Genomic DNA, 12,864 nt, shown 5'->3' with positions numbered 1-12,864 from the left:
CTTCACCAGCATATATTGAAGGCAATTATGAAGGGAATGATAGTTATGGCTATACAGGTGGACGTAGCAGTTCTTGGAGGCGGCCCTGGCGGCTATACAGCTGCGATTCGAGCAGCTCAGCTAGGCAAGTCGGTAGCGATAGTCGAAATGGATAAGCTCGGAGGCACATGCTTACATAAAGGTTGTATTCCAAGCAAGTCGCTGCTTCGCAGCGCGGAGGTATATTCAACGCTTCTCGAGGCGAGCTCATACGGCATTCAAGTTGCAGAAGGAGCTATTTCACTCGATTATGATAAAGTCCAGCTACGTAAGGATCAAACGGTAGAGCAGTTATACCGTGGACTACAAAGCTTAATGAAAAAAAATGGCATCCAGATTATTCAAGGCAAGGGCAGAGTCATTGGGCCTTCCATTTTCTCGCCAAAAAGCGGCTCGTTAGCTGTTGAGCTGCCGGATGGAGAAATGGAATCCGTCGTGTCAACCAATTTGATTATTGCGACTGGTTCCAGACCGCGTCATTTGCCGGGCTTGACGCCGGACGGTGAATATATTTTGTCTAGCGATGAGGCGCTTGTGATGGACAAGCTTCCTAAATCCATCATTATTGTAGGCGGAGGCGTAATCGGAGTAGAGTGGACGTCGCTGCTGCAGGATTTTGGCGTTCAGGTGACGCTGGTGGAAGCAGGCTCCCGCTTGCTGCCTGGCGAAGACACGGAGGTTTCCGCTGAGCTGACCAGAGTGCTTAAGGGACGCGGCGTTCGCGTTCTGACAGGCGTTCAGCTTCAAACGGATCAATATAAAGGCGAAAACGGCGAGGTTTCCATTGTAGCTGCCACGCAGGACGGTGATGTCGTTCTGAATGCGGAGAAGCTGCTCGTTTCTGTTGGGCGTCAGCCAAACGTTGAAGGAATCGGCCTTGAAAATACAGATATTCGCACGGTTAATGGCGCGATTGAGGTAAATGCATTCGGGCAAACGAGCGAGCCTCATATTTACGCAATAGGCGATGTAATCGGCGGCGTTCAGCTAGCGCATGCTGCTGCCCATGAGGGTTTAATCGCGGCGGAGCATATTAGCGGCCAGAAGCCGGCTGCCATCGAGGCGCATTTGATTCCTAGATGCATCTACTCACGGCCAGAGATTGCATCGTATGGCTTAACTGAGGACGGCGCTCGCGCGAAAGGGCATGACATTAAGACGGGCAAAATTCCTTTTCAAGCGATTGGCAAAGCGCTTGTGCTTGGCGAGAAGGACGGCTTCGTGAAGGTAATTGCCGATCGCAAGACAAACGATATCGTTGGCGTCCATATGATTGGAGCGCATGCGACGGATCTTATTTCCGAAGCCGCGCTGGCTGGCGTGCTTAATGCAACGCCTTGGGAAGTCGGCCAAATGATCCATCCGCACCCGACGTTAGCAGAGGCGCTGGGCGAAGCTATGCTGGCTGTTGACGGCAAAGCGATTTCGTTCTAAGCAAGACTGTTTTCTTTTTGGAACAAATGGAGTTATAATGTATATGATCAAGTCTTAGTACCAGGTTATAATAGTACGTAAAAGGAGGAACACCTTATGACCCAACCTGCATCTACTGGGCAAAATGTTCGTCATTTGGAACTCGGGCTCAGCAATGAGCAAGCAATTGATATGTATGCAACGATGGTGACGGCACGCAAGTTTGACGAGCGAATGCTGCTGCTGCAGCGCGCCGGTAAAATCAATTTCCACGTATCCGGTGTAGGCCAAGAGGTCGCTCAAGTAGCGGCAGCTTACGCGCTTGATCGCGATAACGATTATTTTCTGCCTTATTATCGGGACTATGGCTTTGTCCTCTCCGTAGGGATGACGCTGCGCGATTTGTTATTGTCAGTGTTCGCGAAGGCGGAGGACCCAAATTCCGGCGGACGCCAAATGCCTGGCCACTTTGGTTCGAAGAAGCTTCGCATCGTAACGGGTTCAAGCCCGGTAACGACTCAGGTTCCGCATGCGGTAGGCATTGCGCTTGCAGCAAGAATGAAAAACAAGCCGCTAGTCAGCTTTGTTACCTTCGGAGAAGGATCGAGCAATCAAGGCGACTTCCATGAGGGCTGTAACTTTGCAGGCGTACATAAGCTGCCTGTCATTTTTATGTGTGAAAATAATCAATATGCCATTTCCGTACCTATCCATAAGCAGCTAGCCGGTACGGTCGCTGATCGTGCGCTCGGCTATGGCTTCCCTGGCTATCAGGTTGACGGAAACGATGCGCTTGAAGTGTTCCGGGTCGTTAAGGAAGCGCGTGAGCGCGCAATCGCGGGCGAAGGTCCAACGCTGATTGAAGCGCTTATGTACCGCATCTCGCCTCACTCCACATCAGATAACGATCTCGCTTATCGTACGAAAGAAGAGGTTGATTCCAATCGTGCGAAAGACGGCATACCTAAATATAAGCAGTACCTGATTGACAGCGGTATTTGGTCAGAGGAGCTCGATGTAGAGTTGCAAGCGAAAATACGCAAGCTGCTTGACGAGGCTACCGAATATGGCGATAAAGCGCCATTCCCGACGCCGGAATCTACATTGCTGCACGTGTATGCGGATGATGCTGAGCAAGGAGGCAGGGAATAATGGCAGTAATCGAATATATTGATGCAATTCGCCAAGCGATGAAGGAAGAAATGGAAAGAGATGACGATGTCTTCGTGCTTGGTGAGGACGTTGGCCTTAAAGGTGGTGTATTCACGACCACGAAGGGGCTGCAGGATCAGTTCGGCGAGTCTCGAGTGCTCGATACGCCGCTTGCGGAATCTGCAATAGCGGGCGTAGCGATTGGTGCGGCAATGTATGGCATGAAGCCGATCGCAGAAATGCAATACTCCGACTTCATGTTCCCGGCAACCAATCAAATCATTAGCGAAGCGGCAAAGGTACGTTACCGCTCGAATAATGACTGGACATGTCCGCTCGTAATCCGCGCGCCGATCGGCGGCGGTATATTTGGTGGTTTATACCATTCACAATGTCCAGAATCCGTGTTTTTCGGGACGCCTGGCTTAAAGATCGTTGCCCCCTATCGGGCTTACGATGCGAAAGGTTTGCTGAAGGCCGCTGTTCGCGACCCTGATCCGGTGCTTTATTTTGAGAATAAAAAATGCTACAAGCTTGTTACGGGTGAAGTTCCGGATGACGATTACATCGTTCCAATCGGAGTTGCTAACGTACTGCGCGAGGGCGAAGACATTACCGTTATCGGCTACAGTCTTCCGCTTCACTTTGTAGAACAAGCTGCAGCCGAGCTTGAAGGCGAGGGCATCAGCACGCATATTCTCGACCTGCGTACGCTTCAACCGCTCGATAAAGAGGGGATTCTTGAGGCAGTTCGCAAAACGGGCAAGGTGCTTATTATTCATGAGGACAACAAGACGGGCGGCGTAGGAGCCGAAGTGTCTGCAATTATCGCTGAAGAGCTGCTTTATGAGCTGGATGCTCCGATCATGCGCCTTTGCGGGCCGGATGTGCCGGCAATGCCGATTAACCCGCCGGGCGAGAAATTTTTTATGCTTAACAAAGAAAAAGTAAAAGAAGCCATGCGGCAACTAGCACTTTATTAAAATATAAGAAAGTATAAGTGTTGATTTTATACGAGGCTTATATGTCACCGCGAAACGTATGCTGCGCCGCCAGAGGACGGCGGTAGCCGTTTACGCCTTGGGCCAGTAGGGAGATGTGAACTATGAAAACAATGACGGAAATCGTCGTGCCGCAGCTTGCGGAATCGCTTGTATCGGCTACAATTGATAAATGGCTGAAGCAGCCAGGTGATTGGGTTGACGTATACGAGCCTGTCTGTGAAATCATTACGGATAAAGTGAATGCGGAATTGCCTTCAACAGTAGCGGGCAAGCTTGTCCAAATCTTGGTTGGCAAAGGTGAGACCGTTCCGGTCGGAACACCAATCTGCATCATCGAAGTCGAAGGCTCAGCGGCTCCATCTGGAGACGCACCGGCACAATCCCAAGCAGCAGGAGCTGCTTCCGCTGCACCACCGTCTGAGATCGCATCGGAAGACGCGCCTATGCGCAACCGATTCTCGCCGGCTGTGCAGCAGCTTGCAGCAGAGCATGCGATACGCTTGACCGATGTTCCTGGAACGGGTCTTGGCGGTCGGATTACGCGCAAGGACGTACTCGCTTACGTTGCATCCGGAGCGGGCAAGACAAGCAATGCGGCAAGCGGAAACGCTGCTGCGCCAGCACCGCATACGGTCGACTCGGCTGCACAGGTTCGTTCCTCCGGTCTGCATTTGACGGAAACGCCTAGATTTCCAAAAATCGAGGTGGAGGGCGCAACGGGAGCTGGACGAGGCGATAACTTTATTGATGTAACGCCAATCCGTAATACGATTGCCCGCAATATGAGGCAGAGCGTGAGCGAAATTCCGCATGCTTGGACGATGATTGAAGTGGATGTAACGAATCTAGTTCTTCTTCGCAACAAGCTTAAAGATGATTTCATGAAGCGCGAAGGCATCAATTTGACTTATTTGGCTTTCCTGCTCAAAGCAGTCGTCAATGCGATCAAAGATGTGCCTATTATGAACTCCATGTGGGCGGTAGATAAAATAATCGTGAAGCGGGATATCAATATCGCGCTTGCCGTTGGTACGGAGGATTCCGTTCTTACGCCCGTTATCAAAAATGCCGATCACAAAAACGTTGCCGGGCTTGCCAAAGAAATTGAGGAGCTTGCACGTAAGACTAGGGAAGGCAAGCTGACCTTGTCCGATATGCAAGGCGGAACGTTCACGGTCAATAATACAGGGTCGTTTGGTTCGATTTTGTCATATCCGATCATTAACTATCCGCAAGCAGCGATTCTGACGTTCGAGTCCATCGTTAAGCGCCCGGTTGTCATTAACGACATGATTGCGGTTCGCTCAATGGCTAATCTGTGCCTATCGCTGGATCACCGGATTTTGGACGGCGTTATTTGCGGACGTTTCTTGCAGCGCGTGAAGGATAACTTGGAGAGCTTTAACCTAGAAAGCAAATTGTATTAGAAAAGGGGAACACCATCATGTCTGACGCGGATAACGCAAATGGCTTAAGACGGCTGGACGCCCACTATATAGGCATGCTCGAATACGCGCAGGCGTGGGAGCTGCAAAAAGCATACGTAAAGCAAATTGATCAGGAGGAGCGCATGCAGACGCTCCTCCTTCTTCAGCATCCGCCTACCTATACGATGGGCTCTGACAAGCATCCTGAACATTTGCTTCTGGATGAAGCGGAGCTTAAGGAGCAAGGCATTACGCTGTTCCAGATCGACCGCGGCGGAGATATTACCTATCATGGGCCTGGACAGCTAGTTGGCTATCCGCTGCTTTATCTGGAAGCGGAGGGACTTGATTTGCATGCTTATTTGCGCAGCTTGGAGCAAGTCATTATTAATTGGCTAGCCGAGTATGGTATAGAGGCGGGCAGAAAACCGGAATATACAGGAGTATGGGTAGCGGATCAGAAGATTGCGGCTATCGGGGTGAAATTTAATAAAGCCCGGCATCGGCGGGGCTTTATTACGAGTCATGGATTTGCGCTCAACATCAAATCAGGGATTGCAGCAGAAGGTTTTAGCGGAATCGTCCCTTGCGGCATTCAGCAATTCGGCGTGACTTCCTTCAATGATTTGACGGGGCTTGAGCTATCGGTTGAGGAAGCGGCTAAGCAGTTGCTCCCTCATTTTGTCAAAGAATTTAAATGTCAAATGGACCTAGTATAGAAATAACGATCCAAGGCCTGCTAACAAGGACGATAACACGAGTGCGGATACGAGCAAAATGGCAACAATTCGAATCAATCGTTGTCTGCGCATTTGGAAAACCCCTTTCATGATTTAGAACATAACAGCTTAATGATAGCTTGTCACTTACTCTATTGTATACGAAAGTAATGGACGGAGGAAACGTTAATGATTGAAAAAGATCGTTTGGTAAATGAATTCATGGAATTAGTGAAGATAGATAGCGAGACAAAGCATGAGCAGGAAATAAGCCGCGTGCTCAAACAAAAGTTCGAAGCGCTGGGCTTGCAAATCAGCGAGGATGATGCCGCAGCGAAAACGGGGCACGGGGCAGGCAATCTGTTTGCGATTTGGGAAGCAGAGGGTGCGGATGCTGCTGCGCCGACGATTTTCTTCACATGCCACATGGATACCGTAACGCCAGGCGTTGGCATTAAGCCGCAGCTGGATGCGGACGGTTATATTAGAAGCGACGGCACGACTATTCTTGGCGCCGACGACAAAGCAGGCATTTCCGCCATTTTTGAAGCGATACGTGTCGTGAAGGAGCAAGCAATACCTCATGGCCGCATTCAATTCGTCATTACAGTTGGCGAGGAGTCTGGTCTTCTAGGGGCGCGCTCGCTTGATGCATCGAAGCTGGAAGCGAAGTTCGGTTATGCGCTGGATTCCAACGGAGCAATCGGAGATATTGCGGTAGCAGCGCCAACGCAAGCTAAAGTAACGATCAAAATGTATGGCCGTTCTGCACATGCAGGCGTGAATCCAGAGGATGGCATAAGCGCGATCCAGGTCGCTGCCAAAGCGATCGCAAGAATGCCGCTTGGCCGGATTGATAATGAAACAACAGCGAACATCGGCCGGTTCGAGGGCGGCGGCGCTACAAATATCGTGTGTGACTACGTGAAGCTGGATGCAGAGGCAAGAAGTATTGTTCAGCATAAGCTGGACAGCCAAATCGAAGCGATGCGCAAAGCAGTGGAGAGCGCAGCAGAGGAATTTGGAGCGCGCGGCGAGCTGGAGAGCGAAATTATTTACCCGGCTTATCAATATGATGATGAGGATTCCGTCGTACAGCTGGCGAAAAAAGCGATAGTTGCGATCGGTCGCACGCCTCGCACATTCCATTCCGGCGGCGGCAGCGATGCGAATATCTTTAACGGGCTAGGCATTCCTACCGTCAATTTGGCTGTTGGCTATGAGCATATCCATACGACAAAAGAGCAAATTAAAGTGGAAGATTTGGTCAAAACGACCGAGCTCGTCGTAGAAATCATCAAACAAGCGGCGACTGTAGAATAACAAAAGCGCTGCTCTCGCGGCATGCTTTGCCGCTACATGACAGAAAGCCCTTCAATCCCATTGTTCAGCTAAAGCTGATGGCGGATGGAGGGTTTTTTGTCTAAAAATCATTTTTAAATGTAGAAGGCTGATTAATTCGTTTTGTCTAGAGGAAGGCGGCGCACGCTGATGACATTCGTATATTCGGACATCGGAGTTCTGGAAAGGGAAGAAGCAGACAGCTTGCGCAGCTGATGACGGATTTCCCAGCCTTTACCTACTAATCGCAAATGATTAACCGCTACATATTGTTTCATATTATTCGCCCCTGTCAATTTGATATAATGATAGTTATGCAGGTGCAGGACAAGTTATGCGCAATAAGCATGCAGTACAAAAAGGAGCGATCACGATTGGAAGAACAACAGCCAGCTGCGCTATGGCGCGAGGAAACGATTAAGACCGAGCCTATTTTTGAAGGCAAAATGATTACGCTTCAGGTAGATACCGTTGCTCTAGCTGATGGCAGAACCGCTACAAGAGAAATCGTAAAACATCCAGGTGCCGCAGCCGTTATGGCGTTATTGGATGGCAAGCTGCTCGTCGTCGAGCAATTCCGCAAGCCGCTTGAAAAATTTCAAATCGAAATCCCGGCAGGCAAGCTTGATCCCGGCGAAGACCCGCTTACCGCAGCAGCCCGCGAGCTGGAAGAAGAGACAGGCTATCGCTCAGATGACCTGAAGCTGCTAAGCGCTTTTTACACCTCGCCTGGCTTTGCTGACGAGAAGTTATACATCTATTTCACGGACAAAGTCGAGCAGGGCGTTCAAAATCCGGATGAAGATGAGGATCTAAAGGTAGAAGCGATTACTCTCGAGCAAGCCGAAGCTTACATACAAGAAGGCCGCATTAGCGACGCCAAAACGATTCTAGCTGTCTACGCATGGAAACTATACAATCTGACAGGTCGGCTTTAGCCGACCTTGTCTTCCCTCAACAAACCCGTCATACCCCTCTAAACCCCCTCATACAATACACTAGTAAGACAACCTATGCGTAAAACCATATCTCCAAAATCATTAGTTATGTATGCTAACTAACTAAATTTGTATTGATCTAATTTTTAAACCTCTATAACACCTTTTCAAACAACTTTGTTAAATAAACCTAATTATTAGTTCAATTTGTCATTCAAACAATCACCAAGGCTTATTAATCCTTATTCATGCACAATCTTCCAGCGTGTCCCGAAGGGACGAAAGCTCCTAGGCAGTCCATGCTCACACCCATCTCTATCCCTTCGACGTTAGTCCAATTGCGGGTGTCCAGAGGGTGCAACCCTTGGGGCCCTCCCTTGGAAGGGAGGGTTTGGGTGGGTTCGAAAAGGTTTGAAGCGATTTGATAAAAGGTTTGATCCGATTTGAAAAAGTTTGAAACGCCTTTAAGGCTTTTGGGTTCCGAAGCAAAGGGTTTTAAGCTTCAATCCAAATTTTCTATAAAATAAAACCTTTGAAGGCATAGTAGAAACCCTTCAAAAGGGCAGGGGTTTAAAGTAGCTGAAAGGATTGGTGAGCGTCATCAAAAATCAACTATCGCTGTATGTTTTCGTGTCGGTATTGTTTGTGGTAGGCGCCATATTTGGCGCACTCATGGTCAACGCGCTTACGCTCGAGCAACAGCAGGAGCTTGCCCAGGATGTAGATCAGTATGTACAGCTGATGAATGATGGCGCCGGAATTGGAGAAGCGCATTCATTCTGGGAACGGTTTTTTTTCCATAGCAAATGGCTGCTTGTATTGTGGGTGCTCGGCATCACCGTTGTCGGAATACCGGGAGTGCTTGCGCTTAATTTCTTAAAAGGTGCGCTGGTTGGTTTTTCGGTGGGTACGCTAATCAATCAATATGCATGGAAGGGCGTTCTTTTCTCGCTGGTGTCGATCGCGCCTCAAAACTTAATTGCCGTTCCGGCGATGATTATAACGAGCGCTGCCGCCATTTCCTTCTCTATCTTTGTGATCAAAAACAGGCTGTTTCGCCAGACAGGCGAGCTTGCCCCTCAGCTAGGCTCCTTTACGTCGACCGCTATGCTCATGTTGATCCTTTTTGCCGGAGCGGCGCTGCTTGAAGCCTATATTTCACCAACTCTAATTGCCTGGGTTTCCCCTCTTCTTTCGTCCGGTAACGCCACGATATGACACCAAAATGTTTGACTTTATTACAGGTTAGCACCTATAATGAAAGGAAACGTTTCCTGAAATAGGCGCAGTCATGTGGTAGGGGGGAAATCATGGAAGCCCGGATTGAGAAGATTAAACAACAGTTGCAGTCGCAGGGCTACAAATTAACCCCGCAGCGGGAAGCAACGGTACGTGTTTTGCTTGAGAATGAAGACGACCACCTAAGCGCTGAGGATGTATTCATGCTAGTAAAGGATAAAGCTCCCGAAATCGGGCTTGCAACGGTTTATCGGACATTGGAATTGCTAAGCGAAATGCATGTTGTCGAAAAATTGAATTTCGGCGACGGTGTAGCGCGGTATGATCTGCGTACGGACAGCAACAAGCATCACCATCATCACCTAATATGTGTGCAATGCGGCTCAATGGACGAGATCAAAGAAGACTGGCTTTTGCCACTCGAGGAGCGGCTTGAGCTGGAATACGGATTTTTTGTAGTTGACCATCGCCTAGATTTTCAAGGTATATGCCGTCGCTGCAAAGAAAAAAATGATATCGCAAACCCAACTGAAAATCAATCTTAAACGGCTTGGCTGCCCAGCATAACTGGACGGCAAGCCGTTTTGGCGTTTTATTGGCATCAAATGTTTTTAAAAATGCGATCCAGCTGCAAAAGCCCTGCGCCTTGCGAGCGCGATTTGAATTTTTTAAGCTTGAATGCCCGCAAACGCAGCCTTTTTTTGATTGCTCGAGCGCTTATGCCTGGTTTGCCCGCCAGCAGCAACGCGGCGCCGCCTGCAACATGCGGAGATGCCATGCTGGTTCCAGAGAGAGTCATGTACTTGCCGTTCAGCCACGTGGACAAAATGCTGTCACCAGGCGCTGTTAACCCGATTCCTCTGCCTCTGCTGCTAAAGCCAGCCACTTTATTCGCTTTAGTAGAAGCGGCAACAGCAATCGTCTCCTTAAAGGAAGCAGGTACGTCTATTTGCTTGCTAGACTTACCGGAGTTACCCGCTGAGGCAACCATGACGATACCTTGCTTGGCTGCTCGTTTGATCGCATCATGAAGAGTACCGCTGTTATTAGAGTCAAGAATGCCAAAGCTCATGTTAATGACTTGCATCTTGTTCGTGATGCACCAGTTGATGCCGTCAACAATGTCAGATACAAAGCCATCACCGTATAGATCGAGCGCTTTGACCGCGTATAAACTTATCTCCGGAGCAGTCCCCGTTACTTTTCCGCTTTTGCCTGCAGCAGCTAGAATGCCAGCAACATGGGTACCATGTCCATTATCATCCGCATATGAACCGCCATTAATGGTATTAATTCCGCCTGCTATTCGCAAATCCGGGTGACTGGCGATGCCGGAATCGATGATGGCGACTTTAATCGATTTTCCGCGTGTAGTTGCCCAAGCTTCGGGTGCTTTAATGCTGCTTATGTTCCAAGTTAGCAGTGCCGGCGTCGTTGCAGGCGTCAGCAATGGAATCGAACGTCCCTTGAGCTTGATTCTCTTACGCTTTGTGATCGCACCGTGCGCGCGGATTTTGAAATCTTTTTCGATCAGCTTGACTTGGGGATGATTAGCTAAGTCATGCCAGGAAATGCTTTTATGAAAATGGCAGCCGATAATCCGGCAGCGTGAAACCGTTTTGAATGGTTTGATTCCGAGTTCCTTCAGTTGCCTTAGGCATCGCTTATATGCTTTCGCTGAACGAAACGTTATCAGCTTTCGATAAGTATGCTTAGAAGGCATACATGTCGCACAGCTTTTTAATAAGGCTTTAAGATCAGACAATGGACAAAGAACCCCCTATGATGGCATTTTTCTTAACCAGTTTATGGTAGAAGCATTGATTTCGCATGGGTAATAGCCAGAATCACACATATTTTTTGAAATATAACAAAGCATAGAGAGGATGCCTGCGTTCGGGTTATATTTTCCGCAAAAAGGGTTAAGAAAGGACGATCATTCCGCGCCGATCGTTCATACAACATAGAAAGAGAATGTTTATGGCGTTATTAAAAAGAGGATTGCGCAGGAGGAGGAATAGTCATGATTGTAGGTGTGCCGAAGGAAATTAAACAAAGCGAGTACCGCGTAGCATTGACCCCTGCAGGCGTTACGGTGCTGGTTGCGGCTGGTCATAAAGTACTCGTTGAAACGGGAGCAGGAAGCGGTAGCGGCTTTGAGGATAGCGACTATGAGCGCGAAGGAGCAGAGCTGATAAGCACGGCTTCAGAAGTATGGGCGAGGGCCGAAATGATGATGAAAGTAAAGGAGCCGCTATCCGAGGAGTTTGGTTATTTTCGGGAAGGGCTGCTCCTATTTACGTATTTGCATTTGGCAGCAGCGCCTGAGTTGACAAAGGCTCTGGTTAGTAAAGGCGTAACGGGTATTGCCTACGAGACGATTCAACTCGCAAACGGCAGCCTGCCGCTGCTTACGCCGATGAGCGAGGTTGCAGGCCGAATGTCTGTTCAAGTAGGCGCGCAATTTTTAGAAGCTTTTAATGGCGGCAGAGGCGTCCTGCTTGGCGGAGTGCCTGGCGTACCGCCTGCGGAGGTTGTTATCATTGGCGGGGGCATAGTCGGGACAAACGCTGCGAAAATTGCCCTTGGCATGGGGGCAAACGTGATCATTTTAGAAAGAAGCGCGGATCGGATGAGGTATTTGGATGATATTTTCGGAGGCAGAGTCCGCACGTTGATGTCAAGCCCCTATCATATCGCCGAAGAGGTATCCAAAGCGGATTTGTTGATTGGAGCCGTTCTTATACCTGGCGCGAGAGCTCCGCATCTGGTGACGGAGCAAATGGTGCAAAACATGAAGAAAGGGTCGGTTATCGTAGATGTTGCCGTTGATCAAGGAGGTTCGATCGCTACCGTAGACCGACCGACGACCCACAAAGACCCGATCTATGTGAAGCATGGCGTCGTTCATTATGCTGTTGCTAACATACCTGGCGCTGTGCCTCGTACTTCAACGTTTGCGTTAACGAATGTCACGATACCATATGCGCTGGAGCTTGCAAATCATGGCATGGAAGCTGTACGCAAAAGCATTCCGCTGCAAAAAGGGGTAAATACGCACGCAGGCAGCGTAACCTACGAGCCGGTCGCGAATGCGGTTCAATTGCCGTTCACGCCGCTTGAGAAATGGTTGGACAGTGTTTCCTACGACAGCTTGCAGGGTTAATGGCATATTCGGATAAGCCTCCTCATATGGTGATACGGATGGACATTCGTATTGGCATCATAAGGAGGCTGGTTTGTATGGTTTTTTCAATTCGGAGATGGACGAGCCGTATTTTTTTTATCATTGTGTTTTCTGTTTTGCTATTAGCTGTTACAGGCGGCTATCGCTGGCTTGCAGATGCGATATCTCCCATTCATCCTTATCGGGAGCCTAAAGGTGCTGCCCTTAAAGTTTTTGTGACCGACCCAGACTCGCCAGACAGCAAAAACGCCGCTGACCGATTGCGCTGGTTTTATTGGTACGGGGAATAATGGGCCAGACAGCTGATACGGAATATTGCTGAAAGCAGGATTTTTGGCGTCGAATGTTGAATTGTTTTGTAGAAATAAACCTGTCAGAAACGTGCCATATGTGAAAGGAAGTCCA

14 protein-coding genes are annotated in these 12,864 nt (G+C 49.1%); 11 read left to right on the top strand and 3 right to left on the bottom strand.

The window, feature by feature from the left end; all coding sequences use genetic code 11:
* The first annotated feature begins 45 nt into the window (after positions 1-45).
* From lpdA to lipB, 5 genes are all read left to right on the top strand, one after another.
* Positions 46-1,473: a dihydrolipoyl dehydrogenase gene (lpdA, locus tag A7975_RS30955; protein WP_065387729.1), complete on the top strand. Its 1,428-nt coding sequence runs from the start codon at positions 46-48 to the stop codon at positions 1,471-1,473.
* Between the two features lie 96 nt (positions 1,474-1,569).
* Positions 1,570-2,604, top strand: coding sequence for a thiamine pyrophosphate-dependent dehydrogenase E1 component subunit alpha (locus tag A7975_RS30950; RefSeq protein ID WP_053376733.1), 1,035 nt, complete (start codon positions 1,570-1,572; stop codon positions 2,602-2,604).
* Positions 2,604-3,587: an alpha-ketoacid dehydrogenase subunit beta gene (locus tag A7975_RS30945; RefSeq protein ID WP_053376732.1), complete on the top strand. Its 984-nt coding sequence runs from the start codon at positions 2,604-2,606 to the stop codon at positions 3,585-3,587. The genes A7975_RS30950 and A7975_RS30945 overlap by 1 nt, the downstream gene beginning before the upstream one ends.
* 122 nt (positions 3,588-3,709) lie before the next feature.
* Positions 3,710-5,035 carry a dihydrolipoamide acetyltransferase family protein gene (locus tag A7975_RS30940; RefSeq protein ID WP_065387728.1) on the top strand — a complete coding sequence of 442 codons (1,326 nt, stop codon included), beginning with the start codon at positions 3,710-3,712 and terminating at the stop codon, positions 5,033-5,035.
* Positions 5,036-5,052: 17 nt separating this feature from the next.
* Entirely contained in the window at positions 5,053-5,754 is a 702-nt protein-coding gene (lipB, locus tag A7975_RS30935) for a lipoyl(octanoyl) transferase LipB (RefSeq protein ID WP_053376730.1), read from the top strand.
* Here lipB and prli42 read toward each other — a convergent pair.
* Positions 5,746-5,847: a stressosome-associated protein Prli42 gene (prli42, locus tag A7975_RS34420; RefSeq protein ID WP_169081880.1), complete on the bottom strand. Its 102-nt coding sequence runs from the start codon at positions 5,845-5,847 to the stop codon at positions 5,746-5,748. The two genes, lipB and prli42, sit on opposite strands and share 9 nt — an antisense overlap.
* A gap of 96 nt (positions 5,848-5,943) precedes the next feature.
* On the opposite strand from prli42, the gene A7975_RS30930 reads away from it, so the two are divergent.
* The gene (locus A7975_RS30930; protein ID WP_053376729.1) at positions 5,944-7,077 is read left to right on the top strand and encodes a M20/M25/M40 family metallo-hydrolase; all 1,134 of its coding nucleotides are present in this window, start codon (positions 5,944-5,946) and stop codon (positions 7,075-7,077) included.
* Positions 7,078-7,208: 131 nt separating this feature from the next.
* On the opposite strand, the gene mciZ is transcribed toward A7975_RS30930, so the two are convergent.
* Positions 7,209-7,373, bottom strand: a complete 165-nt coding sequence (gene mciZ, locus A7975_RS35560) for a Z-ring formation inhibitor MciZ (protein WP_082198572.1) — start codon at positions 7,371-7,373, stop codon at positions 7,209-7,211.
* A 168-nt stretch (positions 7,374-7,541) separates the two neighbouring features.
* On the opposite strand from mciZ, the gene A7975_RS30925 reads away from it, so the two are divergent.
* The 3 genes from A7975_RS30925 (at position 7,542) to fur (ending at position 9,817) form a co-directional block, all read left to right on the top strand.
* Positions 7,542-8,033 (top strand): NUDIX hydrolase, encoded by a 492-nt coding sequence (locus A7975_RS30925; RefSeq protein WP_483295942.1) that lies wholly within the window; start codon positions 7,542-7,544, stop codon positions 8,031-8,033.
* 591 nt (positions 8,034-8,624) lie between these two features.
* Positions 8,625-9,251: a stage II sporulation protein M gene (gene spoIIM / locus A7975_RS30920; RefSeq protein ID WP_255314623.1), complete on the top strand. Its 627-nt coding sequence runs from the start codon at positions 8,625-8,627 to the stop codon at positions 9,249-9,251.
* Positions 9,252-9,343: 92 nt separating this feature from the next.
* Positions 9,344-9,817 carry a ferric iron uptake transcriptional regulator gene (gene fur / locus A7975_RS30915; RefSeq protein WP_053376727.1) on the top strand — a complete coding sequence of 158 codons (474 nt, stop codon included), beginning with the start codon at positions 9,344-9,346 and terminating at the stop codon, positions 9,815-9,817.
* Between the two features lie 56 nt (positions 9,818-9,873).
* On the opposite strand, the gene A7975_RS30910 is transcribed toward fur, so the two are convergent.
* On the bottom strand, positions 9,874-11,037 hold the full coding sequence (locus A7975_RS30910) for a S8 family peptidase (protein ID WP_082198571.1): 1,164 nt from the start codon (positions 11,035-11,037) through the stop codon (positions 9,874-9,876).
* 258 nt (positions 11,038-11,295) lie between these two features.
* Between A7975_RS30910 and ald the strand changes: the two genes are divergently transcribed.
* Together ald and A7975_RS30900 are read left to right on the top strand one after the other, a co-directional pair.
* A complete protein-coding gene (ald, locus tag A7975_RS30905) occupies positions 11,296-12,438 on the top strand; it encodes an alanine dehydrogenase (protein WP_065387726.1) in 1,143 nt (380 codons plus the stop codon).
* A gap of 77 nt (positions 12,439-12,515) precedes the next feature.
* Positions 12,516-12,749, top strand: coding sequence for a YqzK family protein (locus A7975_RS30900; protein WP_053376724.1), 234 nt, complete (start codon positions 12,516-12,518; stop codon positions 12,747-12,749).
* Positions 12,750-12,864: the final 115 nt, after the last annotated feature.

Source organism: Bacillus sp. FJAT-26390 (assembly GCF_001682865.1).
Classification (GTDB): domain Bacteria; phylum Bacillota; class Bacilli; order Paenibacillales; family Paenibacillaceae; genus Pristimantibacillus.
This window is presented reverse-complemented; position numbering and strand designations above follow the sequence as displayed.